The following is a 22,043-nucleotide window of genomic DNA, read 5'->3' as shown; positions in this document are numbered from 1 at the left end:
TTACCTCCTACTGTCTCTGCTTAGGATCAAGGGCTTCAGATAAACCATCACCTAAAAGATTAAACGTAAGCATTATAAGACATATTATTAGTGAAGGCCAAAATAATTGATATGGATAGAACATTAGATTAGATTGACCACTAGAACATAATGCTCCAAGGCTTGTACTTGGGGGTTTAACTCCTAGTCCTATATAACTTAAAAATGCTTCTGCAAAAATGTAACTTGGAACTGCAAAGGTTACATCAACTATCATTACTCCAATAACGTTTGGAAGTAAATGTTTCATTATTATTCTAAAGGAGCCTGCTCCTAAAGTCTTAGCTGCAAGTACATATTCTTGTTCTTTTATAGAAAGAACTTGTCCTCTTACAATTCTCGCCATACCAACCCAACCAGTTAAGGTCATACCAATTATTAAAGGTATTATTCCTGTACTATTTAAAACAATTATAACTATCAATACTAAAATTAAATATGGTATACTATTTAGTATTTCTATAATTCTCATCATTATATCATCAACAATTCCACCAAAATATCCAGAAATTCCTCCGTATAAAGCACCTATAACGAGCTCTATTGCTGCTCCAACTATACCTATTATTATAGAAGATCTTGTTCCAACCCAAAGTCTAACCCACAAATCTCTTCCAAGATCATCAGTTCCTAACCAATGAGTTGAATTTGAGCCAATATTCTTTATAGAGTCATTTACATCATTAGTTGTAAATGGTCTAATCATTGGTCCTATTATTGCCAAAAGTATTATTACAATTAATAATGCTAAAGAGATTACTGCAACTTTATTTTGTCTAAGTCTCCTCCATGCATCTTGCCAATAGGTTACGTTTTTTCTGACTATTTCTTCTGAATTGTTATTTTCACATCCAATAATTTTAAACTTTTCACTTGAATTCTCAGCCATTTTTTCTCCCCCTATTTTTTGTTACTGCTCAATCTTATTCTTGGATCTACTAAACTATATATTATGTCTACTAAGTAAACTGATATTATATATACCACTGCAACAAATATAGTGGTTCCAAGTATAATTGGATAATCTCTATTTGTTATTGAAGTAACAAAATATCTTCCTATTCCTGGTATAGAAAACACTGATTCTATAACAAAGGTTCCAGTTAAAACAGCTGCAATCTGCTGTCCTAATATAGTAATAGCAGGTAAAATGGCATTTCTTATAACATGTTTCCATACAAGTGGTACTTTGGAAACACCTTTAGCTTTCGCTGTCATAATATAATCTTGTCCCAAAACATCTATACAACTACTTCTCATATATCTTGCGTAAACGGCTATTATTCCTAAGCTTAAGGAAAGTGCTGGTAATATTGTATAATTGAAGCTTCCCCAACCTGAGGTTGGTAATACTTCTATTTTTACTGTTAAAAAATACTGTAGCAAAGCTGCTAAAACAAAGGATGGTATTGCTATACCTAAAATTGCTATTATCATTACTAAGTAATCCTGCCAGTGGTTTCTCCTAAAAGCTGCTATAATTCCAAATATCATACCAACAACCAAAGCAAATATAAGTGCTTCAGCTCCTAGCGCTGCAGAAACTGGCGCTCTCTCTGCTATTACACTGTTAACAGTTAAACCAGGATATGTATATGATTCTCCTAAACTCCCATGAAAAACTAAGTTTTCTAGGAATATTCCATATTGTGCAGTTAACGGCTTATCTAAACCATATTTTTTGTTTAAATTGATTTTAGTTTGCTTAGGTAAGCTTCTTCCTGTTGAAAATGGATTACCTGGTATAGAGTGCATCATTACAAACGTTAATGTAATAACTATCCAAATAGTTACTATCATATACACAAATCTTTTAAGCGTATATTTCAGCATCTTTATTCCTCCTAAAAATATATATTATTACGGCAGAGATAAAGATAAAATCTCTGCCGCAATCTCATTACAATACAGTGAGATTATTTATTTTTTCCTGAAATATATGCATATTTGAACTCTACATCTCTTGATCCGCTTGCTGCAAATGCTGGTGTTTGAAGACCCTTAACATATTTATATGCAAATATGTTCATTCCTTGGCTGTAAGTTGGTGCAATTGAGGCATCTTTATTGATAAGCAAATCTTCTGCTTTCTTAAAGTCGTCTAATCTTTTACTTTGATCCTTTTCAGTCTTTGCAGCTTCTATTAATGCATCGTATTCTTTATTGGAATATCCATTTGTAGTTTTTGCTGCATCAGTTTCCCACATATCCATAAATGTCATAGGGTCATCATAATCTGCAGACCACATTTCTCCACTCTGCATTTCGTAATTTAAATCTTCTTCATCTTGTAAGAATTGCTTCCACTCTTTATAATCAACCTTTAAAGTAATTCCAAGCGTCTTTTTAAATTGATTTATAAAATAGTCTCCTTCTTGTTTGTGTTTCTCATCTGTTCCTGCTTCTTCATCTGTCAATACTACTTTACTTAAATCAGTATCCATTCCAAGTTCTTTTAATCCTTGTTTAAATAATTCCTTAGGATCTTCTTTACTATCTTTTAATGATACATTTGCCTTATCTCTATAATTATCATTTCCTAATTGAACAGCCTCTGGAACCCACGCATATGAAACTTTTCCTAACCCATGTCCAATAGTTTTAAGGTAATCTTCTCTATTAATGGCAAGAGATATTGCTTTTCTTATTTTAGCATTTGTAAGTAACTTATTTTTGTCTTGATTGTTAAATGCTATATATGAATCAACTGGAACATCTCCTGTTATATTATTAAACTTTCCAGTTTTCTTAAGCCTATCAGTCCATTCAGGTCTAGATGTATCTGCAATGTCAATTTGACCACTTTGAAGTGAGTTCATCATTGTATTTGAATCATCCATAAAATACACTGTTACTTTATCAAGCTTTACGCTATTTTTATCCCAATATTGATCATTCTTAACGAGTTCCATTTTATTTCCACTAACCATAGAAGTCATTTTAAATGGTCCATTATAAACTAAAGTATTCGCAGCTGAACCATATTTTGATCCTGCTTTTTCAACCATATCTTCTCTTTGTGGTATAAAGAACTTGAAACTAAGTAATTTTTCAAAATATGCACATGGATGTGATAAATTTATTACAAGGGTCTTTGAATCTGGAGCACTTACTCCTAATTGATCTGTTGACATTTTGCCATGATTTACGTCATCTGCATTTTTAATTCCTGCTCCTATTAATAAATATGCATATTCTGAAGCTGTTTTAGCATCCAAGCTTCTTTTAAGTGCATATACATATTGATCTGCTGTAACAGGTTTTCCGTCTGACCATTTATTATCTCTTAACTTGAAAGTCCATGTAAGTCCATCTGATGATTGTGACCAACTCTTAGCGCCTGCTGCCGTCATTACCTGTTTACCATTTTTAACTTCATTTCTGCCAAGAGCCTCCATTGTCTCCTGTAGTATATATGCAGAATATCCATCTGATCCTTTTGATGGATCAAGCGTTTTTACATCTGATGCTGGAACCTCAACATTTAAGTGCTGATCCTTATCTGCTGCTGACGTTGCTGAAGAAGAGCCTCCACAGCCAGTTAAAGCTACTGTTGAAACAACTGCAGCTGCTAATAGTACTGACAATAATTTTTTACTTTTCATAGAAAATTTCCCCCTTAATCGATTTATACTGTAAAAGCTATGCTTTAAGCTAGCTGTATTACCAATAACCTATAAAATTTTAAAAAACATTTATAATAAATTACATTAAGCCTATTCTAAAAAATGATTATTACTATGATGATATGATAAATATTTCCTTAATATTAATAAATTCTTTACTCTTAAAACATTATTTTACTTAACTTAGTTAATTATACTTTATTGTATTCATTATGAATTTTGTTTTCAAGTATTAATATAGCACAATTTCTGAGCGTTTTTTGTATTTTTGTCAAAAAAGCTTATATTTGCTTTAAAATGGTACGATATGAGCACTTATTTATACTCTGAGTATAATTTAATGTATCATTTAGTTAATAAGTTTGAATTTCATATGTGTTAACCATTTAAAATTTTTGTATCAATATTAATATTTAATTCTTTAACAATTGCTACCATATACTTCTTACCCGCTCTCTCTCCGTGAAACACCAAATCTAAATACTTAGTACTTGTACCTACCTTTTTTGCCAATTCCGTCTGTGACATACCCTTCTCAAGCATCACCTTTTTACACGCTATAGCAAACGGAGTAAGACATCTTTTTTTATTCATAAAATCTCCCCACCCTTACTACTTAAGCAGTTACCTTTTTTATGTCCTATTGTAAAATTATAAGAATGATGTATGCTTCTATCAATTATAGCTTTATTTTATTATTTATATGTTGATTTTGCAAATATGAATATGGCATAATTTTAACGCTTTTATTAAGTTTTTATTAAAAACCCACCGTTTTTCTTTAAAATTATGCGTAATAAACACATTTTTATTAAACTCATAATTTAAGTCCTTTTTATTACAGTAACTTAAATATTATAATCTAAAAAAATAAAGTACCGTAGCTTACTGACACTTGTCTGCGGTACTTTATACATGTTTATAAATTAATTTTTCACTATATTATTTTTTTATATAAGTATTATTAAAATATACAAATCCAAGTGGTGATTTGTGAAAATCTTTCACATAGGATTTAATTTCAACTACATTTGTATATTCATATACAGGAATTATAGGTAAATCCCTCATAAGAATATCTTCTGCTTTATGCATATCATCAATTCTCTTAGTTGTATCTGGAGTTGATTTAGCATCTTTAATTAAAGCATCATATTCTGAATTACTATAACCAGGATTATTATTTCCTCCACCAGTTACATACATATCCATAAAGGTCATAGGATCATTATAATCTGCTATCCATGAAGCTCTACAAATTTGATACTGCTGTTTAGTTAAATTATCAAGTTGAACTTTTCTTTCAACACTTTGAAGTGTAACATTTATATTTAAATTCTTTTTATACATATCTTGGAGTGCTTGAGTAACATCTTGATTATTTGATCCTTCATTATACATAATCTGTATTGTAGGAAATCCCTTACCATCCGGATACCCTGCTTCAGCTAATAACGCTTTAGCCTTTTTAACATCACCTTTTGCAGAATAGTATTCTTTATTCTTGAAGGCTTTCCCATCGCTAAGCTTTATTGAACTAGGCACAAATGATGTTGCAGGTTTCTCTCCGCCTTTTGTAATATTTTTCACAATTGATTCTCTATCTATCGCAAGCGTTAAAGCTTCCCTTACTTTTGGATTTTTAAGTGCCTTTGTTATTTCTGCGCCATTAGAACTGTCTTTGTCACCTACATTAATATCATAAAAGTATGTTCCATAATAAGGATATACTTTAGCTTCACCTTTTTTAATTAAGTCTTGCTTTTGAACTGATGGTACTAAATTATTATCATTTATATCAATCTGACCACTTGTATATGCTGCTGTAGCACTGGATTCCTGTGCTAACATGTAGTACGTAATTATATCTAGTTTTACAGTACTTTTATTCCAATAGTTTGGATTCTTTTTAAAAGTCATTGTTGATTTTAACTTCCAATCCGTCATATAAAATGGTCCATTACTAATATAATTTTCTTTTTTAGCTGCCCAGCCTTTATTGTCCTTAGTAACAATTTCCTCTCTTAAAGGCATATATGTTGGAAATGCAGTTAAACTTAAAAAATATGGGGTAGGTGCTGCTAATTCAACTTTAAGCGTATAATCATCTACTGCCTTAACTCCTACACTATCTTTACTTGCTTTTCCCTCGTTGTAATCTTCACCATTTTTAAGATAATATAACTGATATGCATAATCTGAAGCTGTTTCAGGTGCTAATGCTCTTTTCCACGCAAATTCGAAATCCTTTGATTTTACAGGTTTTCCATCTGACCATTTAGCATTTTTTCTTAGGTGAAATGTATAAGTGAGTTTATCTGCTGATATGTCCCACGAGGAAGCTACACCAGGAATTACTTTTTCATTTTTATCAATATCTACAAGTCCTTCAAAAGCATTTGAAACAACTGTACCACCTTCAACAGAGTTGTTTAAGCCTGGATCAATTGTTTGTGGATCTGCCCCCAAATTGTAACTTACCTTTTGTTCTGTGCTAGAGCTTTCTCCTGAATTGCCACCGCAGCCAACTAACACACTGCTTATTAATAATGCTGATACTAAAATAGCACCTAATTTTGTTAACTTTCTATTCAACATATTTTTATTCCTCCCCGAATAATTTTTATATGATTTGGCAGTTTAATACACCAAATAAGCTATTTATATAAATAACAAGCTACAAAATGATCATTTCCCATATCTTTAAACTCTGGAGCTACATCGCCACATTCTTTCTTAGCATACTTACATCTACCTTTAAATTTACATCCTTTTGGTGGATCTATAGGTGATGGAATTTCACCTTCAAGTATTATTCTTTGTCTCTTTTCAGACTCATCTGGATCTGGTACTGGAACTGCTGATAAAAGCGCTTTCGTATATGGATGAAGTGGATTGTTATAAAGTTCTCTACTTTCACCAATCTCTATTAAATTTCCTAAATACATAACTCCTATTTTAGTTGAAATATGCTTAACCATGGACAAGTCATGTGCTATGAATAGATAAGTAAGTCCAAGTTCTTCTTGAAGTTCTTCAAGCATATTTACAACTTGTGCTTGTATTGATACATCAAGCGCTGATATAGGCTCATCGCATACTATAAATTCTGGCTCTACCGCTAATGCTCTAGCTATTCCTATTCTCTGTCTTTGTCCTCCCGAGAATTCATGAGGATACCTATTTATGTGATCGCTATTTAACCCTACCTTTTTAAGTAAATATTCTATTCTATCTTTTCTTTCACTTCCTGTACATAATTTATGAATATCAATTGATTCTCCGATTATATCTCCTACTGTCATTCTTGAATTTAAAGATGCATAGGGATCCTGAAATATCATTTGCATTTTTCTTCTGTATGGAAGCATTTCTTTATAATTTAACTTTGAAATATCCTTGCCTTTGTATATTATTTCTCCAGAAGTTGGCTCGTAAAGCTTTAATATAGTTCTTCCTGTTGTTGTTTTTCCACATCCAGATTCTCCAACTAAACCTAAGGTTTCTCCTCCATTTATCTGAAAAGACACACCATCTACAGCTTTAACATTACTAACCTTTCCTCCAAAGAAACCTTTCTTTATTGGAAACCACTTTTTTAAATCTTTTATTTCAAGTAATACATTATTCTGTGGCATTAGCTTTGCTCCTTTCTATAATTAACCTTAGGTGCATCTGGATGATTCAGCCAACATGCTACTTCATGATTTTCTCCTATTTTAAATGATAAAACAGGATTTTCCATACAAATTTCCATTGTGTATGGACATCTTGCTGCAAAAGGGCATCCTTTTGGTGGATTTAATAAATCTGGAGGATAACCATCAATGGGAATTAACCTTTCTTTAGTATCCTTTGTAGGATCAGGAATACTTCTTAAAAGTCCCCAAGTATAAGGATGTTTAGGATTATAGAAAATTTCTCTTGCATCACCTTTTTCTATAATTACACCACCGTACATAACATTTATCTTGCTACATAAATTAGCAACCACTCCCAAATCATGAGTTATAAGTATTATTGATGTATTCATTTTATTTTTTAAATTCTTCATTAAGTCTAATATTTGGGCTTGTATTGTTACATCAAGGGCAGTTGTAGGCTCATCTGCAATTAGTAGTTCCGGTTTGCAGGAAATTGCCATAGCAATCATAACTCTCTGTCTCATTCCCCCTGAAAATTCATGTGGATACTGCTTCATTCTCTTTTCCGGACTTGGTATGCCAACTAATTTAAGCATTTCAACAGCATGTTTAGTTGCTTCACTTGTACTCATTTTTAAATGCTTTTTTATACCTTCTACAATTTGATTACCTACTGTTAATACAGGATTTAAAGATGTCATAGGATCTTGAAATATCATTCCGATTTTGTTTCCACGTATCTTCTCCATTTCTTTATCAGAAGCCTTTGCTATATCTATTCCATTAAAAATAATTTCTCCATCAACTATTTTGCCATTTTCCTCAAGTAATCTCATAACAGACATCATAGTTACGCTCTTTCCACTACCAGACTCTCCAACAATTCCAAGCGCTTCTCCCTTATTGATTTCAAATGAGATTCCTCTTACTGATTTCACTTCACCAAGATGAGTAAAAAATGAGGTTTTTAAATTCTTTACTTCAAGTAATTTTTCCATTATTATCTCCTACTTTCTCATTTTAGGGTCCAGTGCTGTACTTAAACCATCACCTAAAAAGTTAAAACCAAACATTGTTACGCAAAGTGCTAAAGCTGGAAACAAAAGTTGATATGGATACATTTGATATGAGCCAAGAGCGTTAGAACATAAAGTTCCCCATGACGCTTGAGGTGCTGGAACTCCTAGTCCTACAAAGCTTAAAAATGCTTCTGTAAATATGGCATTAGGTATATTTAGTGTCAAGTTAACAATAATTGGTCCCATGGTGTTGGGTAATAAATGCTTAAGGAGTATTCTTTTAGATGATGCTCCTAAGGTTTTTGCTGCAAGTACAAATTCCTCTTGCTTTAATTGCAAAATTTGGCCTCTTACTATACGTGCCATATCAACCCAATATGTTAATGCTATAGCAATTATAAGACTTGCCATTCCCTGTCCCACTATTACCATTATCAATATTACATATATCATAAGCGGCAATGAAGCAACACCTTCAACTATCCTCATCATTATGTTATCAACAGTTCCACCAAAATATCCTGATATTCCACCATATATAATTCCTATTACAAAACTAATAATACTAGCTACAAGAGCAATAGTAAGCGAAATTCTCCCACCCCACATAACTCTTGTTAAAAGATCTCTTCCCAAATTATCAGTTCCAAAGATATGTGTACCATTAGGTGCTAAATTAGCTGATGAATAATCATTAGTATAATAATTGAATTTTGAGAAAATTGGACCTACAACAGCAAATAACACAATAATTATTATAATAACGAGCCCTACAATAGATAATTTATTTGATTTAAACCTTCTCCAAACATCTTGCCAGTAAGTGAAACTTGGTCTTGCTTTTTCATGCGTTTTTTTTCTGTCTTCACTTACTGTTTTAAATAAATCCTTATTTATACTCTCCATATTTTCTACCTCCTCATTAATTTTGGAATTTTATCCTAGGATCAATTATCACATACAATATATCCACTATTAAATTACAAAATATGAGGATTGCACTAAAGAAAACAGTAACGCCTATTATCGTCGTATAATCTCTATTATCAATGCTAAGAACAAACTCTCTTCCAAGCCCTGGTATACCAAATATGGATTCAACAACAAAGCTGCCTGTTAAAACACCTGCTATAAGTGGTCCCAAGTATGTAACTACTGGAATCAAAGAATTTTTAAGAGCATGTTTATAAGTTATTATTGTTTTAGATAAACCCTTTGCCTTTGCTGTTCTTATATAATCTTGATTCAAAACATCAATAAGCATTGAACGTGTATACCTTGTTACAAATGCCATAGGAAATATCCCAAGTGCAAGTGCTGGCATTACATAATTAGACGGTGTTGTAAATCCGACAGCTGGTAAAATCTTAAGCTTTAACGAGAATAAGTAAATAAGTAATGTAGCAAGTACAAAACTAGGTATCGTTACTCCAAATGTTGAAATTACTGTACTTAAACCGTCCTGCCATTTATTTTGATGAAGTGCGCTCATCGCTCCTAAATATAATCCGACTATAATTGCAAATAAAATAGCGACTCCACCAAGTTTAGCTGAATTAGGAAATGAATATGTTATTATATCTCTAACCATTCTTCCTTCATATTGCATTGACATACCCAAATCACCTTTTACCATATTGGCAAGATATGTTGTATATTGCTTACTTAGTGGCTTATCTAAACCAAATTTAGCTTTTAAATTTGCCTCTATAGCTGGAGGTAATTTCTTTTCACTTGTGAATGGTCCTCCAGGTATTGCATGCGCTAAAAGGAATGTAAATGTTACAACTAACCACAACGTAACTATACTTGCAATAAATCTTTTTATAATATACTTAAACATATATCTTCTCCCTTCATTTAATAATCCCTTATCATAGTTTCAGTTCAAATTTTATATTTATTTTCCTTAATTATCTATTAATTAAAAATAATTGAATTAATGTATTGTTATATAAATATATTATTAGTTATTACTTTAATTTGCAAATGCGAATGTATTATATTTTTTATGTTTTTATTGAGTTTTTATTAAAAAAACATTGTTTTTCTTTAAAAACATGCGTAATAAACACATTTTTGTTAATGTACTTATATATTGCATTTTTGACATAAGTTACACAGCTTTATTACATAAATATGCAAAAAAAAAATTCCTGCTTTTATGCAGGAATTTTTTTAATATAAATGACAGCTTACAAAGTGTCCCTTTTCAATTTCTTTAAACTCTGGTTTTATTTTAAAACACTCAGGCTTTGCTTGTTTGCATCTTGCTGCAAATCTACAGCCTGGTTTAGGATTTATCGGGCTTGGTACTTCTCCCTCAAGCTTTATCCTTTGTCTCGTTTTCTCAACCTTAGGATCTGGTATTGGTATTGCTGACATCAATGCCTTTGTATATGGATGCAGCGGATTTTCATATAAATCATGACTTGCTGCAAACTCTACCATTGTCCCTAAATACATTACTCCAACTCTATCCGAAATATGTTTTACCATTGATAAGTCATGAGCTATAAAAAGATATGTAAAGCCCATTTCCCTCTGAAGCTTAATAAGAAGATTTACTATTTGTGCTTGTATAGAAACATCAAGTGCGGATATTGGTTCGTCACATACTATAAATTCTGGATTTATAGCTAGTGCTCTTGCAATTCCTATTCTCTGTCTTTGTCCTCCGGAAAATTCATGAGGAAATCTTGATGCATGCTCTCTATTAAGTCCAACATGATCTAACATTTCATATATTTTCTTAGTTCTTTCTTCACCTTTATATAAACCATGAATATCTATTCCTTCTGCTATTATGTCTCCTACTGTCATTCTTGGATTTAAACATGCATACGGATCCTGGAAAATCATCTGAGCTTTCTTACTAAATTCCTTCTTAGATCTTCCTTTTAAACTATGTATGTTTACTCCATCATAGTTTACTTCACCTTCTGTAGCTTCATATAAACCTAATACTGTTCTTCCACAGGTTGTTTTACCACAACCTGATTCTCCAACAAGTCCTAAGGTTTCACCTTTTTTTATATTAAAACTCACATCGTCTACCGCTTTAAGTATTGCTCCTTGACCAACATTAAAATATTTCTTTAGGTTCTTAACCTCAATTAATACTTCATCATTTTTAGCCATTACTCTGCACCTCCTGTTTTAATAGGTGATTCTACTTTTGGTGCTCTTTCGTCTTTAAGCCAGCAGCTAACTGAATGTGTATCCGTCACCTTAGTTTCCTTTGGCATTTCTTCCTTACAAATTTGCATGCAGTACTTACATCTTGCTGCAAATGGACATCCTGCTGGTGGTTTAAGTAAGTCTGGTGGTGTTCCATTTAAGGAATATAATTCTCCTTTATTTGCTGTATCGAGCCTTGGTACTGATTGAAGCAGTGCCCAAGTGTATGGATGCTGTGGATTTCCAAAGATTTCGTCTGTAGTTCCTCTTTCCACTATAAGTCCAGAATACATTACTTGTATTCTATGTGCTACACTGGCAACTACCCCCAAATCATGTGTTATAAGTATAATAGCAGTTCCAAGCTTTTCTTGAAGGTCCTTCATAAGATCCATTATCTGAGCTTGAATTGTAACATCTAATGCTGTTGTTGGTTCATCTGCTATTAATATTTTAGGATTACAAGCTAAAGCTATAGCTATCATAGCTCTTTGTCTCATTCCTCCTGAAAATTGATGAGGATATTGGTTAGCTCTTTTGTCCGCATTTGGTATGTTAACCGCTTCAAGCATTTTTATAGCTTCCGCAAAAGCTTCTTTTTCCTTAAGTCCTCTATGAATCATTATGCTTTCTGCTATCTGCTTTCCAACCTTCATTGTAGGATTTAGAGATGTCATAGGATCTTGGAAGATCATACTTATATCTCCACCTCTAAGCTTACCAAGCTCCTTTTCTCCCATTTTTAATATATCTTTTTCTCCGAAATAAATTTCAGATTCCTTTTTTATCTCTCCTGGTGGACAATCTATTAATCTCATTATTGACTTAGATGTAACTGATTTTCCACAGCCTGATTCTCCAACTATTGCTAAAGTTTCACTTTTATTTAAATGAAAGCTTATACCTCTTACAGACTGAACTTCTCCTGCATAAGTATGGTAAGATACCTTTAGATTTTTAACATCTAATATTTTTTCCATAATAGTTACCTCCTACTGTCTCTGCTTAGGATCAAGGGCTTCAGCTAAACCATCACCTAAAAGATTAAACGTAAGCATTATAAGACATATTATTAGTGAAGGCCAGAACAATTGTGCTGGATAGAACATTAAGTTCGCTTGACCACTAGAACATAATGCTCCAAGGCTTGTACTTGGCGGTTTAACTCCTAGTCCTATATAACTTAAAAATGCTTCTGCAAAAATGTAACTTGGAACTGCAAAGGTTACATCAACTATCATTACTCCAATAACGTTTGGAAGTAAATGTTTCATTATTATTCTAAAGGAGCCTGCTCCTAAAGTCTTAGCTGCAAGTACATATTCTTGTTCTTTTATAGAAAGAACTTGTCCTCTTACAATTCTCGCCATACCAACCCAACCAGTTAACGTCATTGCGATGATTAGAGGTACTATTCCTGTACTATTTAAAACAATTATAACTATCAATACCAAAATTAAATATGGTATACTATTTAAAATTTCTATAATTCTCATCATTATATCATCAACAATTCCACCAAAATATCCAGAAATTCCTCCGTATAAAGCACCTATAACGAGCTCTATTGCTGCTCCAACTATACCTATTATTATAGAAGATCTTGTTCCAACCCAAAGTCTAACCCACAAATCTCTTCCAAGATCGTCAGTTCCTAACCAATGAGTTGAATTTGAACCAATATTCTTTATAGAGTCATTTACATCATTAGTTGTAAATGGCCTAAGCATTGGTCCTATTATAGATAATAATACTATTATTATTAATAACACTAACGAAATAACTGCGACTTTATTTTGTTTAAGTCTTCTCCACGCATCTTGCCAATAGGTCACATTTTTTCTGACTATTTCTTCTGAATTGTTATTTTCACACCCAATAATTTCAAACTTTTTATTTGAAGTTTCAGCCATCTCTTTCCCTCCTACTTTTTGTTACTACTTAACCTTATTCTCGGATCTACTAAACTATATATTATGTCTACTAAGTAAACTGATATTATATATACCACTGCAACAAATATAGTGGTTCCAAGTATAATTGGATAATCTCTATTTGTTATTGAAGTAACAAAATATCTTCCTATTCCTGGTATAGAAAACACTGATTCTATAACAAAGGTTCCAGTTAAAACAGCTGCAATCTGCTGTCCTAATATAGTAATAGCAGGTAAAATGGCATTTCTTATAACGTGTTTCCATACAAGTGGTATTTTAGAAACACCTTTAGCCTTTGCTGTCATAATATAGTCTTGTCCCAAAACATCTATACAACTACTTCTCATATATCTTGCGTAAACAGCTATTATTCCTAAACTTAATGAAATTGCAGGTAAAATTGTATATTTTATTCCACCCCAACCTGAAGTTGGTAATACTTCTATTTTTACTGTTAAAAAATACTGTAATAAAGCTGCTAAAACAAATGACGGTATTGCTATACCTAAGATTGCTATTATCATTACTAAGTAATCCTGCCAGTGATTTCTTTTAAATGCAGCTATAATTCCAAATATCATACCAACAACTAAAGCAAATATAAGTGCTTCAGCTCCTAGCGCTGCAGAAACTGGCGCTCTCTCTGCTATTACACTGTTAACAGTTAAACCAGGATAAGTATAAGATTCTCCTAAACTACCATGAACAACTAGATTCTTTATAAACAATCCATATTGCGTAGTAAGTGGTTTATCTAGTCCATATTTTTTATTTAAATTGATTTTAGTTTGCTTAGGTAAGCTTCTTCCTGTTGAAAATGGATTACCTGGTATAGAGTGCATCATTACAAACGTTAATGTAATAACTATCCAAATAGTTACTATCATATACACAAATCTTTTAAGCGTATATTTCAGCATCTTTATTCCTCCTAAAATAATATTTTATGCGGCAGAGATAAATACACACCTCTGCCGCAATGCAATTAAATAATTTTGATTATAAAAGTTCTGTAATAGATAAATATTATTTATTTCTTTCCTGAAATATATGCATATTTAAATTCTACATTTCTTGATCCACTTGCTGCAAATACTGGTGTTTGAAGGCCTTTAACGTATTTATATGCAAATATACTCATTCCTTGACTATAAGTTGGTGCTATAGCTGCATCCTTATTGATAAGAATATCTTCAGCTTTCTTAAAGTCATCTAATCTCTTACTTTCATCTTTTTGAATCTTTGCATCTTCTATTAATGCATCGTATTCTTTGCTTGAATATCCGTTTACAGTTTTTGCTGCATCTGTTTCCCACATATCCATAAATGTCATAGGATCATTGTAATCTGCTGACCACATTTGACCACTTTGCATTTCATAATTTAAATCTTGCTCATCTTGTAGGAATTGTTTCCACTCTTTGTAATCAACCTTTAAAGTAACTCCAAGATTCTTTTTGAAGGCATTTATTAGGTAATCTCCTTCTTGTTTATGTCTTTCATCTGTTCCTGCTTCTTCATCAGTCAATACTACCTTGCTTAAATCTGTATCCATTCCTAATTCTTTTAAACCTTCTTTGAATAATTCCTTAGGATTCTCTTTACTATTTTTTAAAGTTACATCACTAGCTTTATCTCTGTATGCGTCAGTTCCTATTTGAACAGCTTTTGGCACCCATGCGTATGAAACTGTTCCAATACTATGACCTATAGTTTTAAGATAATCTTCTCTGTTAAGTGCAAGTGAAATTGCTTTTCTTATCTTTGCGTTTGTAAGTAATTTATTTTTATCTTGAACATTGAAATTCAAATATGAATTTGCTGGAACATTACCAGTGATTTGATCAAATTTTCCGCTTGATTTTAATTTATTAGTCCATTCAGGTCTAGATGTATCCGCAACATCAATTTGACCACTTTGTAATGCATTTAACATTGTGTTTGCATCATCCATGAAATTCATTGTTACTTTATCAAGCTTTACATTTTTCTTATCCCAATATTGATCATTTTTAACAAGTTCCATCTTACTTCCACTAACCATTGAAGTTATTTTAAATGGTCCATTATAAACTAAAGTATCCGCAGCTGAACCATATTTTGATCCTGCTTTATCAACCATATCTTGTCTTTGTGGTATAAAGAATTTAAAATTAAGTAACTTTTCAAAATATGCACATGGATGCGATAAATTTATTACAAGTGTTTTTGAATCGGGAGCACTTACTCCTAATTGATCTGGTGACATAGTACCTTTATTTACTGCATCTCCATTCTTAATTCCCGCATTTACTAGTAAATATGCATACTCGGAAGCTGTTTTTGCATCTAAACTTCTTCTAAGCGCATATACATATTGGTCTGCTGTAACTGCTTTTCCATCTGACCATTTATTATCTCTCAATTTGAAAGTCCAAGTAAGACCATCTGATGATTGTGACCAACTCTTAGCCCCAGCTGGTACTACTACTTCCTTACCATTCTTAACTTCATCTCTTGCAATAGCTTCCATTGTCTCTTGAAGTACATATGCAGAATATCCATCTGTTCCTTTTGATGGATCAAGTGTTTTAACATCTGCTACATTTATTTCTAGGTTTAAATGCTGATCCTTATCTGCTGTTGTTGAGTTTGATGAACTACCGCAGCCAGTTAATGCTATTGATGATACAACAATGGCTGACAACAGCACTGATATTAATTTTTTACTTTTCATAGAAAAATTCCCCCTTAATTAATTTATACTGTAAAAGCTATACTTTAAGCTAGCTGTATTACCTAATATTATCTATACCTTTTTAAATTATAATTTTACCTATACTTTCAAGATTTATACCTAACTCTTTAACGATTCTTGATATGTATTTCTTACCAGTTCTCTCACCATGAAATATCAGATCTAAATATTTAGTGCTTGTTCCTACTCTTTTGGCTAATTCCGTTTGAGACATGCTTTTTTCAACCATCATTTTTTTACATGCTATACCAAGTGGAGTAAGAGCTCGTTTTTCTCCCATAAAAAAGCCCCCTGATTTTTATATTGAAAAGAAAAAAATGCATAAATATTCATAAAAACAAATTATTTTTATCCCTTTCTATCGAATTTATCAAAAAATTTTGTTAAAATAAAGTATGTGCGAATTGATTTTTATAATGATATGACAAACAAATTTTAGTTATTTATAAAAAAATGCGTTGTAATTTATTAAATTATTAATTTGATGTATTATTCTATCAAACTAATATTTATTTTATGCGTTATAAACGCATTTTACAAATATAGATATAGCATGTTTTCTGCGTTTTTTTTGCGTTTTTATTAAGAAAATACTTATTATCTTTAAAATCCTACGTAATAAACGCTTTTTTTGGAGGTTTTTATTATGAATACTATTGGGGAAAGGCTTCTGTATTTGAGAAAGCTTAATAAGCTTACTCAAAAGCAAGTTGCCGAAAAAACAGGAGTTCAAAGAGGTAATTTAAGTCATTATGAAAAAAATGATTTTTTACCATCGAAAGTGGCTTTAATATCTCTAGCTAACTTTTTTAAAACAAACTACGATTGGATAGTTTACGGTAAAGGGGCTATACCTGAATCCATACACAAAAAAACAACTTGTTTAAATTCTACTAATAATTGTTACTGTAGTATTGGAGCTAAAGTTGATTTCTCAAAACGACTATTATTTACAATAAAATATTTTCATGAAACTATCGATGGACTATGTTTAAAACTAAATATTTCAAAAATTACATTCAAGGAAATATGCATGGGTAAAAATGTTTGTGCATTAGATTTGCTTAAAATTTCTAATTACTTTAACGTAAGTATGGATTGGATATTTGATGGCAAAGTTTCAAACTTTAAATCAGATTTCAAGTTAGCTCAAGCTTATTTAAGTGCAATGCAAAAGAATAACAGCTTCTCATACTATGAAGAACAAAAATTATTGCAATGTACTTATGATGAAATGGAATTACTTCTATTCTTTAAAAATTTAAATAGTAAAAATAAAAAATTAATAATGGATATGTTAAACTCTGTAAGTGATCAAGAAGTTACCGATATAAAAAAATTATAAAATATAATCTTTCATTATTATCTATTAAAATAAGAAGAACACCATAAAACTGGTGTTCTTCTTACATATATTATATTATTTTTCTTCTCTTAATTGTTGTAAACAACTTTGACAAATATTTTTTCCTTTATAGTTAACTACATCTCTTGCATCACCACAGAAAATACATGCTGGTTGATATTTCTTAAGTATAATTTGCTCACCATCAACATATATCTCTAAAGCATCTTTTTCTGCTATTTCCAATGTTCTTCTTAATTCTATAGGAATTACTATTCTTCCTAACTCATCCACTCTTCTTACTACACCTGTTGATTTCATAATAACTACCTCCTATTACAACATTCGACTTTGTCTTGTTTAAATTATAGCATTATTTACATTATAAGTCAACATAGTTATTAATATAATTTAATTTTTTTTGTAATAATTATTTAAATCATATTTTTTAAAAAATTATTGTAACATTTTATCGAATACAATACTTTTTTCATGTCATATTAGGTAATATTAATGTACAATATTTTTTTTACTTTTCATAATAATCTATTTCTGTTGTAACTTCAAAACCTAAACTTTTGTATAGTTTAAATGCTATATTGTTATCACTGTTCACTTCAAGAAATATCTGCCCATAATTATTTTTAACCAGATATTCTAAAACCATACACATCATTTCTCTACCTAATCCAAATCCTCTATATTCAGGTAATATTCCAACAGAAAAGATTGATACTTTATTATTATAAAAATGTACTGCTACCATTCCAATATCGTTTTTTTGAAACATTAATTTAAACTGAATTCTTTCTTTAGCCTCTATTGCATTTTTCATAGTTGATCTAGCTTCTTCTAATGATTCATTATATATAACTGATGCTACTTTAGATATTTTATCAAGTTCATTAATATTTATTTCAATCAATTTTGATGTATATTTACTTAACCTTACAAATTCATTTTTATTAAATTTCATTGTATATTCTGCAAATTTGTATATACCATTATTTTTCTTAATTACCGCTTTACCTGTTTTAGATTCTTTAGGACATATAAACAACTTCTTGGGTATGTTATATTTTCTTAATTCTTCTATTGCCCTAGTGTAAAGCTTTTTGAAATATCCCTTTTCTCTATAACTAGGTAATGTACAAGCAGATATTTCTCCTTCTTCTTTTCTTGGTGCAAATATACTTAAAACACTTACAGCTATATCTCCTTCATAAATAACAAATAACCAATTCATATACTTATTAAAATTAAAACCTTCATCTAAATTAATTTCATGCTCTACTCCATCAAATTTATTACAATCACTAATCAACTTCTCTATATCTTTGATTAATTTACTACTTAAACAATTTAATTCTTTAATTATCAATTCTACATCCTCCTATTTTTACAAACCAAAAATAAATAGCCTAAGATTTTTGCAACCTTAAGGCTATTGGCATAGATGTAAAACTTTTTTTCAAAAATAAAACCACAGGTTAACTCCCCCCATGGCTTCACTATCAATGAATAAATTAGTTACTTTCTTACTATTACCGTTAAGGTCGCAAATGATTTCTTTAATTTTGATAAACATACACTTTTCATATTAACGACCTCCTTCTTACAATCATAGTTTAATTATACCTATATCCCTGTTATATTACAAGGAAATTTTGTTAACTTATTGTAAAAATATAAGCTTTTGTACTTCATCAAACACATTCTCATTATATTCTTCATACACATTAACATTGACAACATCATACAACTTTTCAAGCTGTTTAGTAATTTGATCCAGATTATCATCTCTTTGAACAAGAAGATACATACGGCTTTTTTCCCCCACATCTATTCTAGAACACAATATGCCCTCCAAATTAAATGCTCTTCTAGCAAATAAGCCTGTAATATGTGACATAACCCCAGGGTGATTTCTTACAAGTAACTCAACAATAACATGTTTTGTATTTTCCATATCTATTTACCTCCTACCATTTCACAATTTCCACCTCCTGGTGGCACCATAGGCAAAACATTTTCATTTTCATTAATAAGTACATCTATAACGCAAGGTTCCTTATTAAGCAAAGCCTTCTTTAATGTACATATGGGATCTTTTTCATTTTTTAAACAATAACTTTTAATTCCAAACCCAGCCGCTATAAGTGAGAAATCTTGCTTACTCTTAAACTTACATGCAATATATCTGCCTTCATAAAAAAGTTCCTGCTGCTGCCTTACAAGTCCTAAACATCCATTATTTAATATAATAACTGTAACATTTAAATTTAATTCTTGAAGTGTTGAAAGCTCCTGCAAGTTCATCATAAAAGACCCATCTCCACTTATGCATACAACCTTTTTATCCGGATTTGCAACTGCTGCTCCTATAGCTGCTGGTAGCCCAAATCCCATAGTACCAAGACCCCCAGAGGTAATAAATTTTCTTGGTCTTCTAAAATTATAATGCTGAGCTACCCACATTTGATGTTGACCTACATCTGTAGTTATTATGGTATCATCATCAAGCAAACCATTAAGTACTTTAATTAAATTAATAGGATTATTTATATCATCACTTAAGGTTACCCCTGGCATTAAATGTTTTGTCTTTATTTCTTTTATTTCTTTCTTCCAAGCTTCACGTTTATTTACCTTTATAAATGGTTTTAACTTTAATAGAACCTCTTTTACATCTCCTGCAATAGAATACTTACTCTTCTTTAATTTGTCTATTTCTGCAGAATCTATATCTACATGAACAATAGTTGCATTAGGACAAAACTTTTTTATATCTCCAGTAGCTCTATCATCAAATCTTATACCAAATGCTAAAACCAAATCTGCTTCATTTACTATGAGGTTAGTTGCAACTTCTCCATGCATCCCAAGCATTCCAATAAACAAACTACTTTCACTTGGATAATTGCCTAATCCCATAAGGGTAGCTGCTACTGGAATATCATTTTTCTGTGAAATGTCTCTAACCAAATAACCTGAATCCGAATTTGTAACACCACCCCCTATGATAAACAACGGTTTTTTAGCTTTATTTACAGCATGAGCAATTTTTTCAATTTCATATATATCAATATTTATCGCTTTATCTTTATTGTCTATATTTTCTGAAATTTCAATTTCTATTATTTCATTCTGTATGTCCTTAGGCACATCTATAACCACAGGTCCTGGCCTCCCTGTCTCCGCTATTTCAAATGCTTTTGGAATTATATAAGTCAATTCTTCTACTGATCTTACGAGAAAATTGTGCTTAGTTATTGGTACTGTAAGACCATAGGTATCTACTTCCTGAAATGCATCTGTTCCCATTGATTTATATGGAACTTGGCCAGTTATAACTATTATTGGTACTGAATCTAATTTAGCATCTGCAATTGCTGTTAATAAATTAGTAACTCCTGGACCTGACGTTGCAAAACATACTGCTGCTTTCCCTGTTGTCCTTGCTATACCTTGACTTATAAATCCTGCACCTTGCTCATGTCTTGCGAGAATATGCTTTATACTGCTCTTACTAAGTGCATTATACATTGGAAGGCTTGAACCTCCTGGTATTCCAGCAATAACCTCTATTCCCTCCTTTTCTAATAACTTAATTATAATTTCTGCCCCACTTAATTTCATTTTTTTCACCCCTAATTTTTTATATAAAAAAAACTCCCTCCTAGTTTAAAAACCTACTAACCTATGTTCTACTCAAAGAACAAAGCTTCATACTGGTTTCTTAATTAGGACGAAGATTACTTTCCGCGGTACCACCTATATTCGTATATATACGCTCTTAATATAGTACGGGCCTTAGCCGATACTACTTCCCTTTAACGATGGAATTTCGTTGATACTTAATAATCAATTTGACGTTCATATCAAAGCTCCAAGACTACCTTCTACATATCCATCATGGAAATCTCTCACCTTTTATTTCCTCTCTTTATTTCAAAGATACATATACTCCTTCTTATCAAAGCTTTTAACATATATTTTAAACTCATGATAGCAAATATAAACTATATAGTCAAGATTATAATATTATTTTATTGTTTTACTTATTTTAACATTGATTTAAACTTAATTTAAAAAAATTTTATAAATTTTATTAATTTTTCTACGTTTTTTCATAATAGTTCCCATATAATGAAAATTTGTACCTTGATATTTTGAATTTTTTTTATAAAATTGTAATATAGTATAAATTAATAGGAGTGAATAAAATGAATTCAATTGGAATTGTTAGAAAAGTAGATGAACTTGGAAGAATAGTTATACCAAAAGAAACTAGATCTCAGCTCAATATAAACGAAGGAGATTCTCTTGAAATTTTCATCGACGAAGTTGAAAGCCATATAGTTCTAAGAAAATATGCACCAGGATGCACTTTCTGTAATTCTTTAAGTGATATAAGCTACTTTAAGGGCGTACGTGTATGTAAGCAATGCAAAGAAGAACTTCAAACCACAGCAAAATAAATATCTTTATATAATTAAAAATACGATGAAAAAGA

Annotated in this window: 21 protein-coding genes and 1 other annotated feature; of the genes, 2 read left to right on the top strand and 19 right to left on the bottom strand. The window is 31.1% G+C overall.

What is annotated here, in order from left to right; all coding sequences use genetic code 11:
- Positions 1-7: 7 nt before the first annotated feature.
- The 15 genes from CLFE_RS01270 to CLFE_RS01200 all read right to left on the bottom strand — a co-directional run bounded on the left by CLFE_RS01270 (position 8) and on the right by CLFE_RS01200 (position 16,462).
- Positions 8-928 (bottom strand): ABC transporter permease, encoded by a 921-nt coding sequence (locus CLFE_RS01270; RefSeq protein WP_250944705.1) that lies wholly within the window; start codon positions 926-928, stop codon positions 8-10.
- An 11-nt stretch (positions 929-939) separates the two neighbouring features.
- Positions 940-1,872, bottom strand: a complete 933-nt coding sequence (locus CLFE_RS01265; protein ID WP_077895556.1) for an ABC transporter permease — start codon at positions 1,870-1,872, stop codon at positions 940-942.
- An 83-nt stretch (positions 1,873-1,955) separates the two neighbouring features.
- Positions 1,956-3,644 (bottom strand): peptide ABC transporter substrate-binding protein, encoded by a 1,689-nt coding sequence (locus CLFE_RS01260; protein WP_077895555.1) that lies wholly within the window; start codon positions 3,642-3,644, stop codon positions 1,956-1,958.
- A gap of 399 nt (positions 3,645-4,043) precedes the next feature.
- On the bottom strand, positions 4,044-4,259 hold the full coding sequence (locus CLFE_RS01255; protein ID WP_077836128.1) for a helix-turn-helix domain-containing protein: 216 nt from the start codon (positions 4,257-4,259) through the stop codon (positions 4,044-4,046).
- Positions 4,260-4,607: 348 nt separating this feature from the next.
- Positions 4,608-6,263, bottom strand: coding sequence for a peptide ABC transporter substrate-binding protein (locus CLFE_RS01250; RefSeq protein WP_077895554.1), 1,656 nt, complete (start codon positions 6,261-6,263; stop codon positions 4,608-4,610).
- A 59-nt stretch (positions 6,264-6,322) separates the two neighbouring features.
- Complete coding sequence (locus tag CLFE_RS01245; RefSeq protein ID WP_077895553.1) at positions 6,323-7,303, bottom strand: ABC transporter ATP-binding protein; 981 nt, start codon at positions 7,301-7,303, stop codon at positions 6,323-6,325.
- Positions 7,303-8,307 (bottom strand): ABC transporter ATP-binding protein, encoded by a 1,005-nt coding sequence (locus tag CLFE_RS01240; RefSeq protein WP_077836125.1) that lies wholly within the window; start codon positions 8,305-8,307, stop codon positions 7,303-7,305. Before CLFE_RS01240 ends, CLFE_RS01245 begins: the two co-directional genes overlap by 1 nt.
- A 9-nt stretch (positions 8,308-8,316) precedes the next feature.
- Positions 8,317-9,234, bottom strand: coding sequence for an ABC transporter permease (locus CLFE_RS01235; RefSeq protein WP_077836124.1), 918 nt, complete (start codon positions 9,232-9,234; stop codon positions 8,317-8,319).
- Between the two features lie 16 nt (positions 9,235-9,250).
- A complete protein-coding gene (locus CLFE_RS01230) occupies positions 9,251-10,171 on the bottom strand; it encodes an ABC transporter permease (RefSeq protein WP_077895552.1) in 921 nt (306 codons plus the stop codon).
- Between the two features lie 335 nt (positions 10,172-10,506).
- Positions 10,507-11,469, bottom strand: coding sequence for an ABC transporter ATP-binding protein (locus CLFE_RS01225; protein ID WP_250944703.1), 963 nt, complete (start codon positions 11,467-11,469; stop codon positions 10,507-10,509).
- Positions 11,469-12,488, bottom strand: coding sequence for an ABC transporter ATP-binding protein (locus CLFE_RS01220; RefSeq protein WP_250944701.1), 1,020 nt, complete (start codon positions 12,486-12,488; stop codon positions 11,469-11,471). Before CLFE_RS01220 ends, CLFE_RS01225 begins: the two co-directional genes overlap by 1 nt.
- Before the next feature lie 12 nt (positions 12,489-12,500).
- A complete protein-coding gene (locus tag CLFE_RS01215) occupies positions 12,501-13,421 on the bottom strand; it encodes an ABC transporter permease (RefSeq protein ID WP_077850618.1) in 921 nt (306 codons plus the stop codon).
- 11 nt (positions 13,422-13,432) lie between these two features.
- Positions 13,433-14,365: an ABC transporter permease gene (locus CLFE_RS01210; protein ID WP_077850619.1), complete on the bottom strand. Its 933-nt coding sequence runs from the start codon at positions 14,363-14,365 to the stop codon at positions 13,433-13,435.
- Between the two features lie 110 nt (positions 14,366-14,475).
- Entirely contained in the window at positions 14,476-16,161 is a 1,686-nt protein-coding gene (locus tag CLFE_RS01205; RefSeq protein ID WP_077836078.1) for a peptide ABC transporter substrate-binding protein, read from the bottom strand.
- Positions 16,162-16,243: 82 nt separating this feature from the next.
- Positions 16,244-16,462, bottom strand: coding sequence for a helix-turn-helix domain-containing protein (locus CLFE_RS01200; protein WP_077853392.1), 219 nt, complete (start codon positions 16,460-16,462; stop codon positions 16,244-16,246).
- A 366-nt stretch (positions 16,463-16,828) separates the two neighbouring features.
- On the opposite strand from CLFE_RS01200, the gene CLFE_RS01195 reads away from it, so the two are divergent.
- On the top strand, positions 16,829-17,527 hold the full coding sequence (locus CLFE_RS01195; protein ID WP_077895158.1) for a helix-turn-helix domain-containing protein: 699 nt from the start codon (positions 16,829-16,831) through the stop codon (positions 17,525-17,527).
- A gap of 75 nt (positions 17,528-17,602) precedes the next feature.
- Here the strand turns inward: CLFE_RS01195 and CLFE_RS01190 are convergent, their stop codons facing one another.
- The 4 genes from CLFE_RS01190 to ilvB all read right to left on the bottom strand — a co-directional run bounded on the left by CLFE_RS01190 (position 17,603) and on the right by ilvB (position 21,166).
- Positions 17,603-17,848 (bottom strand): AbrB/MazE/SpoVT family DNA-binding domain-containing protein, encoded by a 246-nt coding sequence (locus CLFE_RS01190; RefSeq protein WP_077836075.1) that lies wholly within the window; start codon positions 17,846-17,848, stop codon positions 17,603-17,605.
- A 208-nt stretch (positions 17,849-18,056) separates the two neighbouring features.
- Entirely contained in the window at positions 18,057-18,908 is an 852-nt protein-coding gene (locus tag CLFE_RS01185; RefSeq protein ID WP_077895159.1) for a GNAT family N-acetyltransferase, read from the bottom strand.
- Between the two features lie 294 nt (positions 18,909-19,202).
- Complete coding sequence (ilvN, locus tag CLFE_RS01180; RefSeq protein WP_077836073.1) at positions 19,203-19,496, bottom strand: acetolactate synthase small subunit; 294 nt, start codon at positions 19,494-19,496, stop codon at positions 19,203-19,205.
- Positions 19,497-19,498: 2 nt separating this feature from the next.
- Entirely contained in the window at positions 19,499-21,166 is a 1,668-nt protein-coding gene (ilvB, locus tag CLFE_RS01175) for a biosynthetic-type acetolactate synthase large subunit (protein ID WP_077895160.1), read from the bottom strand.
- Between the two features lie 102 nt (positions 21,167-21,268).
- Positions 21,269-21,516, bottom strand: a binding site (T-box leader).
- A gap of 237 nt (positions 21,517-21,753) precedes the next feature.
- Between ilvB and CLFE_RS01170 the strand changes: the two genes are divergently transcribed.
- A complete protein-coding gene (locus CLFE_RS01170; protein WP_077852479.1) occupies positions 21,754-22,008 on the top strand; it encodes an AbrB/MazE/SpoVT family DNA-binding domain-containing protein in 255 nt (84 codons plus the stop codon).
- Positions 22,009-22,043: the final 35 nt, after the last annotated feature.

It is taken from the genome of Clostridium felsineum DSM 794 (genome assembly GCF_002006355.2).
Classification (GTDB): domain Bacteria; phylum Bacillota; class Clostridia; order Clostridiales; family Clostridiaceae; genus Clostridium_S; species Clostridium_S felsineum.
This window is presented reverse-complemented; position numbering and strand designations above follow the sequence as displayed.